Raw genomic sequence first — 15,009 nt, 5'->3', positions numbered from 1 at the left:
GAGAGTGTTGCCATGGATCTGCGTCGCGTGTGCGGCTGGCCATTACTGCTGGGTTTGATGATGTTGCCGGCGCTGTCCAATGCGGCGGGCAAGTGCGAGCGACTGGTCGTGACCGGCAGCCCGGACGCACCTCCGTACCTGTGGCAAGACCCGCAAAATCCTGAAAAACTGATCGGTGCCAGTGCTGATCTGTTGCAGCACGTGGCGGGGGAGTTGGGCATCAAGGTTGAACTGCTTTATGCCGGCAAACGCTCCCAGGCGCTGGACGAAGTGCGCAGCGGGCGCATGGACATGTTGGCCGATGCACCGTTGACTGTCAGCGAACTGGAAACCCTGGATTACATTCATCCGTCGCTGCTGGAAAACGACTACCTGGTCTGGACCCGCAAGAATTCGACATTGATCTACAACGAAGCTCAGGACCTTCACGGTCATCCCGGCGCAGTGTCGGAAAAGTCTCGAATGACCCCGGCATTCGGCACTTTTGCCGAGCAGCAATTGACCCTCATCCGTACACCCAACCTGACCCTGGCCTTCCAGAAGTTGCTCCTGGGTGAGGTGGAATTTGTCCTTGCTGGACGCTATTCAGGTATGGCGGTCGCGCAGACGCTGAGCATGGCCAACGACCTGATCGCCTACCCGCAACCGATCGACAAGCCCGGTCTGTACCTCGCGGTTTCCCATAACTCCGCTTGCAACGATCCGTGGTTGCGCGGACAGCTGGCCAAAAAGATGACAGAATTGCCCGCCTCAGGACTGACGGACGCCGCGTTGCAACGCAATATCGAGCGTTGGAAGGTGCAGCAACAGCAACAACCTGTCAGTACCCCAAAACAGTAGGGATTTTTAGTGAGTATTCGACCTCTTTTCGCTGCCCTGGCCGTTCTGGCTCTGGCGGGTTGTGCAGCCGATCCGGCGCCGAATGAACAGATTCGCCTGACCGAACAGGCACTCGTACAAGCCAAAGCCGTGGGCGCCACCGCCGATGACATGCCGGAAATGAAACTGGCCGAAGAAAAATTCGCTCGTGCCCAAAGCAACATGACCGAGCAGTCCTACAAACGTGCGCGCATGCGAGCCGAGCAGGCCGAACTGGACGCGCGCCTGGCCGAAGCCAAGGTGCTGACCCTCAAGAGCGAGGAGCAATTGAACGTGCTCAATACCCGCATCACTCGTCTGCGCAAGCAACTGGGAGATGCCCAATGAGCCTCAAGTCAAAAGTGCTCGGCAGCTTGATCCTCGCCGGTTGCGCCAGTCTGTATGGCTGCGCCGGGCAACACAGTGAAGCCGCGTTGCAAGAAGCGGGCGCCGACTTCCAGAAGGTCAAGGAAGATTCCAATGTGCTGCGTATCGCGCCCAAAGACGTGATCCGCGCCGGTGAATCCCTGGCCCGCGCAGATCGTCTGTCCAGCTATTGGGGCAGCGGTTCGGACGTGGTGCATTACGCCTACCTGAGCCAGCGCTACAGCGAAATCGCCCGTGAACACACCAATCAAGTGCTCAACGAAGAGCGTGCGGCGAAGCTCGAACTGGAGCGTCAGCGTCTGCAATTGGCGCTGCGCGAATCCAAATTGCTCAGCGTTCAGCAGCAGGGCAAGTGGCTTGAAGAACAGATTGTCGCATTGGCGACCACCCAGACTGACCGGGGCCTGGTGATGACATTGGGCGATGTGCTGTTCGATACGGGTGAGGCCGAGCTCAAAAACTCGGCGAACCGTGTGGTGCTGAAGATTGTTCAGTTCCTGCAGCTCAATCCGAAACGCGTGGTGCGGATCGAAGGCTACACCGACAGCACCGGCGGTAAACACGACAACCTCAAACTTTCGCGTGACCGTGCGCAATCGGTGGCTGACGTCTTGATGGACTTGGGCATCGACGACAAACGCATCCAGGTCGAAGGCTACGGCGATGAATACCCGGTGGACGTGAACGCTTCCGAGCGTGGCCGTGCGCAGAACCGTCGGGTGGAAATTGTGTTCTCCGACGAAAAAGGCCAGCTCGGCGCTGCCCGCTAAGGGTCGCGTCTCTGGAAAACCCGGCCTGCCAGACAGCGCCGGGTTTTTTTGCGCCTGCCAATTGTCTGGGTACATGGAAAAAAGCAGTACAGATTTTGCTGACACTGCACTGTACGGTCGACTATTGTGGCAACTGTCCCCGTACACTTCTAAACTGTTCCGGTATTGTTTCACACAAGAATAAAATGCCCGTGAAATCGAGTGCTGCGTCATGACCAATCTCTTGCTCTACCAACGTATTGCTCAACAACTGGCCGAAGACATCCGTCGTGGTGTCTATCAACCGGGGGAGCGCGTGCCTTCGGTGCGCAAGATGAGTTCGCAGCTCAACGTCAGCCATGCGACGGTGTTGCAGGCGTATGCCAATCTTGAAGACCAGGGGCTGATCCGGGCCCGGCCGCAGTCGGGCTACTACGTTCACCAGACGCCAGCCCTGACCGCGCCGACGCCGGACATCGCCCGGGTCGAGCGTCCGGGTCTGGTCACGCGCAGCAGCATCATTCAACAAGTGTTGGTCGAATCCCGCCGCGAGGGTGTTTTTCCGCTGGGCGCCGCAGTGCCCAGCGTCGATTACCTGCCGGTTCGGGCGCTGCATCAGCAATTGGCCAAAGTCACCCGATTCCATAGTCCGCGGGCGTTCAGCTACATGTTCAGCCCCGGTTTTGAGCCATTGCGCCGGCAAGTGGCGATCCGCATGCGCGATGCCGGCGTGGTGGTTGACCCCTCCGAAGTGGTCATCACCCATGGCTGCGTCGATGCGTTGCAGATGTCCCTGCGTGTACTGACCCGTCCTGGCGACCTGATCGCCGCCGAGTCGCCAACGTATTATGGCCTGCTGCAACTGGCAGACTTGCTCGGCCTCAAAGTGATCGAAATTCCGAGCGACCCGGCCACAGGCATGAGCCTCGAAGCCCTGCAACTGGCGGCCAACCAGTGGTCGATCAAGGCGCTGGTGCTGACCACGCGCTTGAGCAATCCATTGGGTGGGACCATGCCCGAGGAGCGGCAAAAACAATTGCTGCGCCTGGCGTCGGATTTTGATATCCAGATTGTCGAAGACGATATTTACGGCGAGTTGATGTTCGAGCAGGGGCGCACCAAATCGCTCAAGGCCTACGATCGGCTGGATCGGGTCATCTATTGTTCAAGCTTCTCCAAAACCCTGTCGCCAGGCGTGCGGATCGGCTGGATGATTGCCGGCAAGTACCAGCAGGAAATCCAGCGGCTGCAGACGTTCAGTACCCATTCGGCCTGCAGCGTCACGCAAATGGGCATTGCGGCCTATCTGGAAAACGGTGGTTACGACCGTCACTTACGTTACATCCGTCAGGAATACCGCAAGAACCTCAGCGCCTTCCAACTGGCAGTCCAGCAGTACTTCCCTGAAGGCACGCAGATGACCCGGCCGACTGGCGGCTTCATTTTGTGGGTCAGTTTGCCGGGGCGGGTCAACACACAGGAATTGCACGTGCGGGCGTTGCAACAGGGCATCAGTATTGCGCCGGGGCTTATCTTCAGTAACACCGAGCAGTTCAATCACTGCATTCGGCTGAATTGCGGCACACCCTGGAACCGTGAGGCCGAGCGTGCATTGATGACCCTTGGGATGTTGGCCACGCAACTTTGCCAGGAAACGGCCGGCGGCTTCTGAGTCGGTCGTTCACTGCGGTGCTTGTCATGTGGCGTGCAACAGGGGAGCATATGGCCCTCTGCCGTTTTTTGCTGTTGGGTTCATGAAACCGATTTTTTCTGCCGCCTGCCTGTTTTTTTGCCTCTTGATGAGCGTTCACGCTGAAGGCGTCATGGCGGCGGGTCATGAAGAACCGGCGACCGGCGAAACCGCGGAAGAACCGGCGCCTGCCAAAAAAGCCGAGCCTGTCAAGGTGGTGAAAAAGCGTCCCCCCACTGCCTCCAAGTCAAAAGCGGCCAGCGAAGTGGTGAAAACCCAACTCCCGCCCGCCAAACTTGATTTGAAGTTGCCCCCGCAAATGGCACAAGAACTGAAACCGATCGGTACGATGCCATTGCCCCAAAACGATGCACTGCTGCCACCCATGTTTGGCGAAAAGACCGGCAGCAGCCCGTTTCAGCTCAACGGTCGGCTGCTCAATAACGAAATGCAGCTGCAACTGCGCAATGATGAGCGCCACGAAGTCGAAGGCGCGGCGCTGGATTTCGAGTTCAAGCGGTAAATCCTTCACTGTCCGTGACCCGCTGGCCAGACGCTTTGTCGGAGACTGGTCAGTCACGTTGATTTGAACGGAAAAACCCCGGTTCAGGTAATTTTAAACAACTGTTTTAGCGGTTACTCTGTGCCCGTCCTTTTTACACATCACTCCTCGTGAGGAGCCCGTCATCATGAAATGCCGTGAAGGCTGTGGCGCCTGTTGCATAGCCCCTTCCATCAGCTCAGCGATTCCCGGTATGCCCAATGGCAAAGCCGCTGGCGAACGTTGCGTACAACTTTCGGTCGATAACCTGTGCCTCATTTTTGGCCGTCCACAACGCCCGGCGGTGTGTTCGGCCTTTGAAGCTGATGTCGAGGTGTGCGGAAGCAGCCGTGACGAAGCGATCAAATTGCTGGGATGGTGGGAGCAAATGACGGCGGTGTGATGTGTTCAACAACGGAACTTCAACAACAAGGAATAAAACTATGGGTTCGCTGCATCGTATCGCTGTGTTGTGTGGATTGACCGCTGTGCTCGCCGCGACGGCCGCCCAGGCTGAAGACTGGAAGGTCGCCAAGAACGAAGACGGCATCAAGATCTCCCTGAGCGAAGTGCCTGGCTCGGACTACAAGTCCTATCAGGGTGTAACGTTGATGAAGACCACCGTTGCCAAACTGCGCGCACTGCAAGAAGACGTGGCCGGCGCCTGTGCCTGGATTCACGAGTGCAAAATGCAGAAGCTGCTCAAGCACGAGGGCGACCAGAGCTGGACCTACACCCAATTCAACACCCCATGGCCGGTTACCCCGCGTGACTCGGTACTGCACGTCACCACCGTTGAAGGCGCCGATGGCAGCCTGACCCGCAAGCTCGAAGGCGTACCGAAGTACATTCCGGAAGTAGAAGGTTTCGTGCGCGTCGCCAAGGTCGACGGGTTCTGGAAGTTCGTACCCAAGGGTGACCAGGTTGAAGTGACCTATCAGGTGCACACCGAGCCAGGCGGCAGTGTGCCGTCGATGGTCGCCAACAAGTTCGTGGTCGATGCGCCGTTCAATACCTTGAAAGCCCTGAAAGAACGCGCCGAGAAGTAATCGCACCGTTGTTCTGCAAAACGCCCCGACTGGTTCGGGGCGTTTGTGTTTTTACCAGTGCGCGGCTTTATTGTGTTTCCGGATATGCGTTGCACAAAATTTTCACAAAGCCTCCAAGACAATCCGCCCCGCATCTGCCAGCCAAACAGTAATCAATGGCAATGAGGCGGGTGATCGTGCAACATTTGCGCACCGCGCAAGCCCCGGGGTCAGGTATTGGCCAATAGAGGGCAATGCGCCGCCGTATTTTTGAAACTTCAACTTCCAATGGGTCCTAAAACGACATGGCAATCCCGGACGCCCTGAATCAGCAGCGAGCTTCTAGTCGCCTGCTGCAACCGACCGTCAAATCGCATCTGGCCTATACGCTGTTGTGCGCCTTGATCATGATGGTCATGTTCAGCCTGCTGCGTGTTGCGCTGCTGGTCTACAACCGCTCGATGATCCTCGACACACCGGCTGCGACCTTTCTTGAAGCGTTCGCCAACGGCCTGCGTTTCGACCTGCGTCTGGTGGTCTACCTCTGCATTCCGCTGTTGCTGGCACTGTTCAGCGCCCGGGCGATGGCTGCTCGCGGGTTCTTCCGCTTCTGGCTGACCCTCGCTTCGAGCATCGCGCTGTTCCTCGGCCTGATGGAAATGGACTTCTACCGCGAGTTTCACCAGCGCCTCAACGGCCTGGTCTTCCAGTATGTGAAAGAAGACCCGAAAACCGTGATGAGCATGCTCTGGTACGGTTTCCCGGTGGTTCGCTATCTGCTGGCGTGGGCCTTTGGCACATTGATCCTGACTTTGGCGTTCAAGGGCGCCGATCGTGCGACCCGTCCTCGCGGCCCGTTCAGCGGTGGCAGCATCAGTACGCGCCAGATCGCCCCGTGGTATGCACGCATCGGCGTGTTCGTCGTCTGCCTGCTGATTTGCGTGGTCGCTGCTCGTGGCACTCTGCGTCAAGGCCCACCGATGCGTTGGGGTGACGTCTACACCACTGACTCGATCTTCGCCAACCAGTTGGGCCTCAACGGCACGCTGTCGCTGATCGCGGCGGCCAAGAGCCGGATGTCCGAAGATCGCGACAACATCTGGAAAGCCACACTGCCGCAGCCGGTGGCTCAGCAGACCGTGCGTGACATGCTGGTGATGAAAGACGAAAAACTGGTGGATGCCGAGACAGCCGCCGTGCGTCGTGATTACACGCCACCGGCCGACAAGACCCTGCCAATCAAGAACGTGGTCGTGATCCTGATGGAAAGCATGGCTGGTCACTCGGTCGGCGCGCTGGGTGGACCGGGTAACATCACGCCGTACCTCGACAAACTGTCGAAGGAAGGCCTGTTGTTCGACCGTTTCTTTTCCAACGGCACCCACACCCACCAGGGCATGTTCGCCACCATGGCCTGCTTCCCGAACCTGCCGGGTTTCGAATACCTGATGCAGACCCCGGAAGGCAGCCACAAACTGTCCGGCCTGCCGCAATTGCTCAGTGCCCGTGACTTCGAAGACGTGTACGTCTATAACGGCGACTTCGCCTGGGATAACCAGTCGGGCTTCTTCAGCAACCAGGGCATGACCAACTTCATCGGCCGTAACGACTACGTGAACCCGGTGTTCTCTGATCCGACCTGGGGCGTGTCTGACCAGGACATGTTCGACCGTGGCCTGGTGGAGCTCAAGGCTCGGGAAAACGGCAAGCCGTTCTATGCCTTGCTGCAAACGTTGTCCAACCACACGCCGTATGCCTTGCCGACACCTTTGCCGGTCGAGCGCGTCACCGATCGCGGCAACCTCAACGAACACCTGACCGCCATGCGTTACTCCGACTGGGCGCTGGGTCAGTTCTTTGAGAAGGCGCGTAAAGAGCCGTACTTCAAGGAAACCCTGTTTGTCATCGTGGGTGACCATGGTTTCGGTAACGAGCAGCAAATCACCGAAATGGACCTGGGTCGCTTCAACGTGCCGATGCTGATGATCGCACCGGGTATCCAGGAAAAGTTCGGCCAGCGTGACCACACCGTGGGCACTCAGATCGACATCGTGCCGACCATTATGGGCCGCATCGGTGGCGAAGTGCGCCATCAGTGCTGGGGTCGTGACCTGCTCAACCTGCCGGAAGGTGACGCCGGTTTTGGCGTGATCAAACCGTCGGGCAGCGAACAGACCACGGCCATTCTCACGGCTGACCAGATTCTGGTGCTACCGAAAGACAAGGATATGGAGCCTAAGATGTACCGCTACGAGCTGGGCGCCAATCCGCGTTCCGAGATCGTTCCTAACGATCCACACACTGCGGAGTTGAAGCTTAAGCTCGAATCGTTCCTGCAAACAGCGACCAAAAGCCTGCTCGATAACACCGCTGGTGTGGTTGATGGCAAGCCGGACTAAGTTTTCGGCGCAATAAAAAAGAGGCCCTTTTTCAAGGGCCTCTTTTTTTGTCTGTTAACTCGTTATGTCCGTTATATCCGGCCAAGCAATAGCAGGATCAACAGCACCACCAGCACCACACCGATGATACCCGACGGGCCATAACCCCAACTTCTGGAGTGTGGGAAAACCGGCAGACCACCGATCAGCAAGAGGATCAGAATAACGATCAGAATTGTGCCCATGTCTATTTCCTTGTTGAAAGTCTTCTGGAATGACCTGTCTTTAAACTGTCAGCTGGAAAGCAATAATTTCTAGCTGCTTACAAAATCCGACTGGTGCGCGAGTMGGAAAATTCCATGTTTTTTTAATGTTTTTCGAAGACAGACTTATTTCATTTGTTCCAGTGTTAGTTGAATCACACGCGCCCACGGTTTGCTCGGGCCATTCAGCAATCTGATGGAGCGTGGGTCGGGCAATGTCCTTCGCTACACTCAGCGAATCTTCCCCGGAACCACAAGGCTGTTTGCTATGCAAAATCGCATGATGATCACTGGCGCGGGCTCGGGCCTGGGTCGCGAAATCGCGCTGCGCTGGGCGCGCGAAGGCTGGCAACTGGCCTTGTCAGATGTCAGCGAACCCGGCTTGCAGGAAACCCTGAAACTGGTTCGCGAGGCCGGGGGTGACGGATTTACCCAGCGCTGCGACGTGCGCGATTACAGCCAGCTGACCGCATTCGCTCAGGCCTGCGAAGAAAAGCTGGGTGGCATCGATATCATCGTCAATAACGCCGGTGTTGCTTCGGGCGGTTTCTTCAGTGAACTGTCGCTGGAAGACTGGGACTGGCAGATCGCGATCAACCTGATGGGGGTGGTCAAGGGCTGCAAGGCGTTCCTGCCGCTGCTGGAAGAAAGCAAAGGCAAAATCATCAACATCGCGTCGATGGCCGCCCTGATGCAAGGCCCGGCCATGAGCAACTACAACGTGGCCAAGGCCGGCGTGGTGGCGTTGTCCGAAAGCCTGTTGATCGAGCTGGCACAGCAGGAAGTGAGCGTGCATGTGGTGTGCCCGTCGTTCTTCCAGACTAATTTGCTCGACTCTTTCCGCGGTCCGACCCCGGCGATGAAGGCGCAGGTCGGTAAATTGCTGGAAAGTTCGCCGATCACCGCCTCTGACATTGCCGACTACATCTACCAACAGGTGGCCGCCGGTGAGTTTATGATCCTGCCTCACGAACAGGGCCGCATGGCCTGGGCGATCAAACAGAAGAACCCGCAACTGCTCTACAACGAAATGACCGTCATGGCCGATAAAATGCGCGCCAAGGCCAAACAAAACGCTGGCTGAACTTGCCCGTAGGCAACAGCGTCGTTAGGGTGGCCGCCACCGGCCATCCTCACGAGGCATCTGCATGCTCAATTACTTGTGGTTTTTCCTCGCGGCGCTGTTTGAAATCGCCGGCTGTTTCGCGTTCTGGATGTGGTTGCGCCAAGGCAAAAGCGTTGTGTGGGTGTTTCCGGCGCTGCTCAGCCTGACCTTGTTCGCGCTGCTGCTGACGCGTGTCGAGGCCTCCTACGCAGGGCGCGCCTATGCCGCCTACGGTGGCATTTACATCATTGCTTCAATTGGCTGGCTGGCGGTCGTCGAGCGAATCCGTCCATTGAGCTCGGACTGGATTGGTGTGGCGCTGTGCGTGATCGGGGCCAGCGTCATTTTGTTTGGCCCGCGCTTTACCGCGTCCTGAAGGAACGGTCCTGCATTCAATCGATTTGTCGGACGCATCCGTCAGAGGTGATCGTCCAGCGCTGTAGGGCTGGGCTGATTTGCCGTCCTCGCCTTGAAGACCCGCTAAACGCCGGGCATCTTCAAGGACCGGCAATCCTCAAGGACCAATACCATGCTTGTACTCAGTCGCGTTGTGGGCGAGGTGATTTCCATCGGTGACAACATTTCACTGCGTGTCCTCAACGTCAGCGGCAACAGTGTGCGCTTTGGCGTCGAAGCGCCGCTGAACGTCAATGTGCATCGGGCTGAAGTCTATGAGCGCATCCAGGCAAAACTGGCCAAGACCAAGGGGCGCTGAGCCGTTCAGTCAAACAGGTGCTTGGGCACATCGTGCTTGAGCATCAATTGGCATTGCTCGCTTTCCGGGTCGAAAACGATCAGTGCCTGGCCTTTGGTCAATGCCTGGCGGACCCGCAACACACGGGTTTCCAGCGGCGTGTCATCACCATTGTCCGTACCGTCACGAGTCACGAAATCCTCGATCAGGCGGGTCAGGGTGTCGACTTCAAGTTGGTCGTAGGGGATCAGCATAGGCACCTCGGCTAAACAATGGCGCGATGCTACGGCGAATGATCGGTGGCGGCTAGCCTCGGCCTGATGTGTCGCCTGTGCGGCCGCCTTCGTCGGAACGCCGCCCGGAGCAAGCTCGCTCCCACAGTTGACCGCAGTTCCCTGTGGGAGCGAGCCTGCTCGCGATAGCGCAAGATCAAACAATGAAGATGTCAGCTATCGGAGCGCTGCCCCACCAGGCTATCCACCGATGGCACCCGCGTATCACTTTCCATCTGCGTGTCATGTTCGATCTGATGACTGAACCGGTCCAGCGACCCCTTCGCCGGTTGCGCATCGCTGGCAAAAACCGGCGGGCTCAGAATGTAGGCACCCAGTAAGCGGCTCAATGCCGCCAGGCTATCGATATGCGTACGCTCATAACCGTGCGTCGCATCGCAACCAAAGGCGAGCAGGGCGGTGCGAATGTCGTGCCCGGCGGTCACCGCCGAGTGCGCATCGCTGAAGTAGTAACGGAACAGGTCGCGGCGCACCGGCAATTCGTTGTCACTGGCCAAGCGCAGCAAATGTCGCGACAAGTGATAGTCATAAGGTCCACCGGAATCCTGCATCGCCACACTGACGGCGTGTTCGCTGGAATGCTGGCCGGGCGCGACGGGCGCAATATCGATGCCGACGAATTCGCTGACGTCCCACGGTAATGCTGCCGCCGCGCCGCTGCCGGTTTCCTCGGTGATGGTGAACAGCGGATGGCAGTCGATCATCAATTCCTCGCCACTGTCGACGATGGCTTTCATCGCCGCAAGCAATGCAGCAACACCGGCCTTGTCGTCCAGATGGCGGGCGCTGATGTGACCGCTTTCAGTGAATTCCGGCAAGGGGTCGAAGGCCACGAAATCGCCAACGCTGATCCCCAGCGAGTCGCAGTCGGCACGGGTGGCGCAATAAGCGTCCAGTCGCAACTCGATGTGATCCCAACTGATCGGCAACTCGTCCACGGCGGTGTTGAAGGCGTGCCCGGAAGCCATCAGCGGCAATACGCTGCCGCGAATCACGCCGTTGTCGGTGAACAGGCTGACCCGGCTGCCCTCGGCAAAACGGCTGGACCAGCAACCGACCGGCGCCAGTGTCAGACGACCGTTATCTTTGATGGCGCGAACCGCCGCACCGATGGTGTCCAGGTGGGCGGAAACTGCGCGGTCGGGACTGTTTTTCTTGCCTTTGAGGGTCGCACGGATGGTCCCGCGACGGGTCATTTCGAATGGAATACCCAGCTCTTCAAGGCGTTCGGCGACATAGCGCACGATGGTGTCGGTGAACCCGGTCGGGCTGGGAATGGCGAGCATTTCCAGCAGGACTTTTTGCAGATAGTTGAGATCCGGTTCGGGAATTTTGCTGGTCATGGAAACTCCTGATGGGTACAGAACTGATCGTTCCCATGCTCTGCGTGGGAATGCAGCCGGGGACGCTCTGCGTCCCAAGGGCGGACGCGGAGCGTCCGGTGAGGCATTCCCACGCAGAGCGTGGGAACGATCAAGACACATCACTAGGAAACCGCCGGCTGACTATGCGGAAACAACAAATCCACAAACCGCTCAGCCGTCGGCTGTGGTTCATGGTTGGCCAATCCGGCGCGCTCATTCGCCTCGATAAACACATACGCCGGCTGATCGGCAGCGAGCACCATCAAGTCGAGTCCGACCATCGGGATATCCAGCGCCCGCGCCGCACGCACCGCAGCATCCTCCAGAGTTGGATGCAGAATCGCCGTGACATCCTCCAGAATCCCGCCTGTATGTAGATTCGCCGTACGCCGTACGAACAAATGCTCGCCCGCCGGCAGAATGCTGCTGTAGTCGTAACCCGCCGCATGTAACGTGCGCTGGGTCTCATGATCCAGGGGTATTTTGCTCTCTCCGCTGGTCGCCGCCTGTCGACGCCGGCTCTGGGCTTCGATCAGCGCACCTATAGAATGCTGGCCGTCGCCGACCACCTCTGCCGGCCGCCGAATCGCCGCCGCCACCACCTCAAACCCGATCACCACAATCCGCAGGTCGAGGCCTTCGTGAAAACTTTCCAGCAGCACTCGACTGTCGAACTGGCGAGCGGCTTCGATGGCTTGCTGCACCTCTTCAATCGTCCGCAAATCCACGGCAACCCCTTGACCTTGCTCGCCATCCAGCGGCTTGACCACCACCCGCTCGTGCTCATCGAGAAACGCCAGGTTGTCATCGGCATTGCCCGCCAGTTGTTGCGAAGGCAGGTTCAGCCCTGCGCCTTTGAGCACTTTGTGCGTCAGGCTTTTGTCCTGACACAGGCTCATGCTGATGGCGCTGGTCAAGTCGCTCAACGATTCGCGGCAGCGCACCCGGCGCCCGCCGTGGCTGAGGGTGAACAGGCCGGCATCGGCATCATCCACGTGCACATCAATGCCGCGCCGATGGGCTTCCTCGACGATGATCCGTGCATAGGGATTGAATTCGGCCTGCGGCCCCGGCCCGAGAAACAGCGGCTGATTGATGCCGTTCTTGCGCTTGATGGCAAAGGTCGAGAGGTTGCGGAAACCAAGTTTGGCGTAAAGGCTTTTCGCCTGCCGGTTGTCGTGTAAAACCGACAAGTCAAGGTAACTCAGCCCACGGCTCATGAAGTGTTCGATCAAATGTCGCACCAACACTTCACCGACACCGGGCCGCGAGCAGCAAGGGTCGACCGCGAGGCACCACAGGCTGCTGCCGTTTTCCGGGTCGTTGAACGCCTTGTGGTGATTGAGGCCCATGACACTACCGATGATCGCGCCGCTGTCTTCATCCTCGGCCAGCCAATACACCGGGCCACCCAGATGGCGCGGGGTCAGCAGACTTGAATCGATGGGCAACATGCCGCGGGCCTGATACAGCTGATTGATTGCCAGCCAGTCCGCATCACTTTGTGCCCGACGGATACGAAAACCGCGAAACACGCGCGTCGCCTGACGGTAATCACTGAACCACAACCGCAAGGTGTCGGACGGGTCAAGAAACAGCTGTGCGGGTTCAAGCCCCAGCATTTGCTGAGGCGCGGCAACGTACAACGCAATGTCGCGTTCGCCCGGCTGCTCATTGAGCAACTCTTGGGCGAGGCTGGCCGGATCGGGAAAGGTGTGCCCGATCAGCAACCGGCCCCAGCCGCAATGCACGGCGATCGGCGCGGCACTCAGTTCGCTGCCGTCTTCGGCCAGACGCGCCTGCAAGCGTTCATAGGAAGGCGTCTGGCCGCGCAACAAGCGTTGGCTGTAAGCCGTGGCGTTGGGTTTCATCGATCAGATTCCTTGCTCGCTGAGCCACAGGTTCAGGGCCGCCAATTGCCACAGCTTGGAGCCGCGCAGCGGGGTCAATTGACCTTGCGGATCTGTCAGCAGCCGGTCGAGCATGGCCGGGTTGAACAGGCCGCGATCCTGACTGGGATCGAGCAGCAATTCGCGCACCCAGTTCAGCGTATCGCCCCGTAAGTGCTTGAGGCCGGGCACCGGGAAGTAACCCTTCTTGCGATCGATGACTTCACTCGGAATCACCAGTCGCGCCGCTTCCTTGAGGACTTGTTTGCCGCCGTCCGGCAGTTTGAATTTACCCGGCACGCGGGCCGACAATTCCACCAGCCGATAGTCGAGAAACGGCGTGCGTGCTTCCAGACCCCAAGCCATGGTCATGTTGTCGACGCGTTTGACCGGGTCGTCGACCAGCATCACCGTACTGTCCAGACGCAGGGCCTTGTCCACCGCCGCGTCGGCACCGGGTTGTGCGAAATGTTCCTTCACGAAGTCACCGGCGGCGTCATTGGCTGTCAGCCATTTCGGCTGCACGGTGGCTGCGTAATCGTCGTAGCTACGGTCGAAGAACGCCTCTCGATAGGCCGTGTACGGATCGGCAGCACCGTCGACCTGCGGGTACCAGTGATAACCGGCAAATAACTCGTCCGCGCCCTGGCCGCTCTGGACCACTTTGCAATGTTTGGCCACTTCGCGGGATAGCAGATAGAAGGCGATGCAGTCATGGCTGACCATCGGCTCGCTCATGGCGCGGAACGCTGCCGGCAGTTGCTCGATAATCTCTTTTTCGTCGATGCGCAATTGATGGTGTTGGGTGCCGTAGTGCCTGGCGATCAGGTCCGAATACTGAAATTCGTCGCCACGCTCGCCGCCGGCATCTTGAAAACCGATGGAGAAAGTCGCCAGGTTTTCCACGCCGACTTCACGCAACAGCCCGACCAGCAGGCTCGAATCGACACCGCCCGAAAGCAATACGCCGACGTCAACCGCCGCACGTTGACGAATCGCCACTGCGTCGCGAGTGCTGTCGAGCACACGGTCACGCCAGTCTTCGAGGGTCAGGTTCATTTCGTCAGCGTGTGGGCCGTAGGGCAGGGTCCACCAGGTTTTCTGCGTGGTGCTGCCATCAGCTTCGATACGCATCCAGGTGGCTGGTGGCAGTTTTTCGATGCCGGCCAGCAGGGTGCGTGGCGCCGGGACCACGGCGTGGAAGTTCAGGTAATGATTGAGCGCCACCGGGTCGAGCATCGGGTTGATGTCGCCACCTTTGAGCAACGCCGGCAGTGCCGAGGCAAAGCGCAGTCGTTGACCGGTGCGCGACAGGTACAGCGGCTTCACGCCGAGGCGGTCGCGGGCGATGAACAAGCGCTGGGCGTCACGTTCCCAAATGGCGAACGCGAACATGCCGTTGAGCTTGGGCAGCAAGGCTTCGCCCCAGGCGTGATAGCCCTTGAGCAGCACTTCGGTGTCACCGCCAGAGTAGAAGGCATAACCGAGGCTTTCGAGCTCGGCGCGCAGTTCCGGGAAGTTATAGATTGCGCCGTTGAAGGCCAGGGACAAGCCCAATTGATTGTCGATCATCGGCTGCGCCGAGCCGTCCGACAGGTCCATGATTTTCAGGCGCCGATGGCCCAGGGCAATCGGCCCTTGAGCGTGAAAGCCCCAGGCATCCGGGCCGCGAGGGGCCAGGTGATGAGTGATTCGTTCAACGGCCGCGAGGTCCGCCGGTTGATGATCAAAGCGTAACTCGCCAGCTAATCCGCACATAAAATCCTTACC

The 15,009-nt window shown here is 58.7% G+C and carries 16 protein-coding genes; 11 read left to right on the top strand and 5 right to left on the bottom strand.

All coding sequences use genetic code 11. The annotated features are described in order from the left end of the window. Positions 1–12 precede the first annotated feature (12 nt). The 8 genes from AC1DWM_RS15465 to AC1DWM_RS15430 all read left to right on the top strand — a co-directional run bounded on the left by AC1DWM_RS15465 (position 13) and on the right by AC1DWM_RS15430 (position 7,652). Complete coding sequence (locus tag AC1DWM_RS15465; protein WP_223519033.1) at positions 13–840, top strand: substrate-binding periplasmic protein; 828 nt, start codon at positions 13–15, stop codon at positions 838–840. Positions 841–849: 9 nt separating this feature from the next. Further along, positions 850–1,206 carry a DUF4398 domain-containing protein gene (locus tag AC1DWM_RS15460; RefSeq protein WP_223519035.1) on the top strand — a complete coding sequence of 119 codons (357 nt, stop codon included), beginning with the start codon at positions 850–852 and terminating at the stop codon, positions 1,204–1,206. Beyond that, positions 1,203–2,015 (top strand): OmpA family protein, encoded by an 813-nt coding sequence (locus AC1DWM_RS15455; RefSeq protein WP_223519037.1) that lies wholly within the window; start codon positions 1,203–1,205, stop codon positions 2,013–2,015. Before AC1DWM_RS15460 ends, AC1DWM_RS15455 begins: the two co-directional genes overlap by 4 nt. Positions 2,016–2,226: 211 nt before the next feature. Further along, positions 2,227–3,666 carry an aminotransferase-like domain-containing protein gene (locus AC1DWM_RS15450; RefSeq protein WP_123432724.1) on the top strand — a complete coding sequence of 480 codons (1,440 nt, stop codon included), beginning with the start codon at positions 2,227–2,229 and terminating at the stop codon, positions 3,664–3,666. Positions 3,667–3,748: 82 nt separating this feature from the next. Further along, on the top strand, positions 3,749–4,207 hold the full coding sequence (locus AC1DWM_RS15445; RefSeq protein ID WP_223519039.1) for a translation initiation factor 2: 459 nt from the start codon (positions 3,749–3,751) through the stop codon (positions 4,205–4,207). A gap of 166 nt (positions 4,208–4,373) precedes the next feature. Next, positions 4,374–4,628: a YkgJ family cysteine cluster protein gene (locus AC1DWM_RS15440; protein WP_477795565.1), complete on the top strand. Its 255-nt coding sequence runs from the start codon at positions 4,374–4,376 to the stop codon at positions 4,626–4,628. Positions 4,629–4,668: 40 nt separating this feature from the next. After that, positions 4,669–5,274, top strand: coding sequence for an START domain-containing protein (locus AC1DWM_RS15435; RefSeq protein ID WP_477795564.1), 606 nt, complete (start codon positions 4,669–4,671; stop codon positions 5,272–5,274). A gap of 284 nt (positions 5,275–5,558) precedes the next feature. Then, the gene (locus tag AC1DWM_RS15430) at positions 5,559–7,652 is read left to right on the top strand and encodes an LTA synthase family protein (RefSeq protein WP_477795563.1); all 2,094 of its coding nucleotides are present in this window, start codon (positions 5,559–5,561) and stop codon (positions 7,650–7,652) included. A 71-nt stretch (positions 7,653–7,723) separates the two neighbouring features. Here the strand turns inward: AC1DWM_RS15430 and AC1DWM_RS15425 are convergent, their stop codons facing one another. Next, entirely contained in the window at positions 7,724–7,882 is a 159-nt protein-coding gene (locus AC1DWM_RS15425; RefSeq protein ID WP_172825980.1) for a DUF3309 family protein, read from the bottom strand. A 280-nt stretch (positions 7,883–8,162) separates the two neighbouring features. Between AC1DWM_RS15425 and AC1DWM_RS15420 the strand changes: the two genes are divergently transcribed. The 3 genes from AC1DWM_RS15420 (at position 8,163) to csrA (ending at position 9,714) form a co-directional block, all read left to right on the top strand. Further along, positions 8,163–8,978 carry an SDR family oxidoreductase gene (locus AC1DWM_RS15420; protein WP_223519046.1) on the top strand — a complete coding sequence of 272 codons (816 nt, stop codon included), beginning with the start codon at positions 8,163–8,165 and terminating at the stop codon, positions 8,976–8,978. 64 nt (positions 8,979–9,042) lie between these two features. Beyond that, entirely contained in the window at positions 9,043–9,375 is a 333-nt protein-coding gene (locus AC1DWM_RS15415) for a YnfA family protein (protein WP_477795562.1), read from the top strand. A gap of 153 nt (positions 9,376–9,528) precedes the next feature. Then, positions 9,529–9,714 (top strand): carbon storage regulator CsrA, encoded by a 186-nt coding sequence (csrA, locus tag AC1DWM_RS15410; RefSeq protein WP_477795561.1) that lies wholly within the window; start codon positions 9,529–9,531, stop codon positions 9,712–9,714. A gap of 5 nt (positions 9,715–9,719) precedes the next feature. Here csrA and AC1DWM_RS15405 read toward each other — a convergent pair whose 3' ends face one another. From AC1DWM_RS15405 to AC1DWM_RS15390, 4 genes are all read right to left on the bottom strand, one after another. Further along, positions 9,720–9,947 (bottom strand): YheU family protein, encoded by a 228-nt coding sequence (locus AC1DWM_RS15405; RefSeq protein WP_007945785.1) that lies wholly within the window; start codon positions 9,945–9,947, stop codon positions 9,720–9,722. A gap of 191 nt (positions 9,948–10,138) precedes the next feature. After that, entirely contained in the window at positions 10,139–11,329 is a 1,191-nt protein-coding gene (locus tag AC1DWM_RS15400; RefSeq protein ID WP_223519052.1) for an osmoprotectant NAGGN system M42 family peptidase, read from the bottom strand. A 143-nt stretch (positions 11,330–11,472) separates the two neighbouring features. Then, positions 11,473–13,221 (bottom strand): N-acetylglutaminylglutamine synthetase, encoded by a 1,749-nt coding sequence (gene ngg / locus AC1DWM_RS15395; RefSeq protein ID WP_477795560.1) that lies wholly within the window; start codon positions 13,219–13,221, stop codon positions 11,473–11,475. Positions 13,222–13,224: 3 nt separating this feature from the next. Next, positions 13,225–14,997: an N-acetylglutaminylglutamine amidotransferase gene (locus AC1DWM_RS15390; protein ID WP_477795559.1), complete on the bottom strand. Its 1,773-nt coding sequence runs from the start codon at positions 14,995–14,997 to the stop codon at positions 13,225–13,227. Positions 14,998–15,009: the final 12 nt, after the last annotated feature.

The sequence above is a fragment of the Pseudomonas sp. P4_C8 genome, assembly GCF_056401975.1.
This window is presented reverse-complemented; position numbering and strand designations above follow the sequence as displayed.

Excerpts from the sequence above, each read along its gene's own strand:
- AC1DWM_RS15445 (WP_223519039.1), top strand. The coding sequence starts at position 3,749 with ATGAAACCGATTTTTTCTGCCGCCTGCCTGTTTTTTTGCCTCTTGATG.
- AC1DWM_RS15430 (WP_477795563.1), top strand. The coding sequence starts at position 5,559 with ATGGCAATCCCGGACGCCCTGAATCAGCAGCGAGCTTCTAGTCGCCTG.
- csrA (WP_477795561.1), top strand. The coding sequence starts at position 9,529 with ATGCTTGTACTCAGTCGCGTTGTGGGCGAGGTGATTTCCATCGGTGAC.
- AC1DWM_RS15450 (WP_123432724.1), top strand. The coding sequence starts at position 2,227 with ATGACCAATCTCTTGCTCTACCAACGTATTGCTCAACAACTGGCCGAA.
- ngg (WP_477795560.1), bottom strand. The coding sequence starts at position 13,221 with ATGAAACCCAACGCCACGGCTTACAGCCAACGCTTGTTGCGCGGCCAG.
- AC1DWM_RS15400 (WP_223519052.1), bottom strand. The coding sequence starts at position 11,329 with ATGACCAGCAAAATTCCCGAACCGGATCTCAACTATCTGCAAAAAGTC.
- AC1DWM_RS15415 (WP_477795562.1), top strand. The coding sequence starts at position 9,043 with ATGCTCAATTACTTGTGGTTTTTCCTCGCGGCGCTGTTTGAAATCGCC.
- AC1DWM_RS15435 (WP_477795564.1), top strand. The coding sequence starts at position 4,669 with ATGGGTTCGCTGCATCGTATCGCTGTGTTGTGTGGATTGACCGCTGTG.
- AC1DWM_RS15455 (WP_223519037.1), top strand. The coding sequence starts at position 1,203 with ATGAGCCTCAAGTCAAAAGTGCTCGGCAGCTTGATCCTCGCCGGTTGC.
- AC1DWM_RS15405 (WP_007945785.1), bottom strand. The coding sequence starts at position 9,947 with ATGCTGATCCCCTACGACCAACTTGAAGTCGACACCCTGACCCGCCTG.
- AC1DWM_RS15440 (WP_477795565.1), top strand. The coding sequence starts at position 4,374 with ATGAAATGCCGTGAAGGCTGTGGCGCCTGTTGCATAGCCCCTTCCATC.
- AC1DWM_RS15465 (WP_223519033.1), top strand. The coding sequence starts at position 13 with ATGGATCTGCGTCGCGTGTGCGGCTGGCCATTACTGCTGGGTTTGATG.
- AC1DWM_RS15390 (WP_477795559.1), bottom strand. The coding sequence starts at position 14,997 with ATGTGCGGATTAGCTGGCGAGTTACGCTTTGATCATCAACCGGCGGAC.
- AC1DWM_RS15420 (WP_223519046.1), top strand. The coding sequence starts at position 8,163 with ATGCAAAATCGCATGATGATCACTGGCGCGGGCTCGGGCCTGGGTCGC.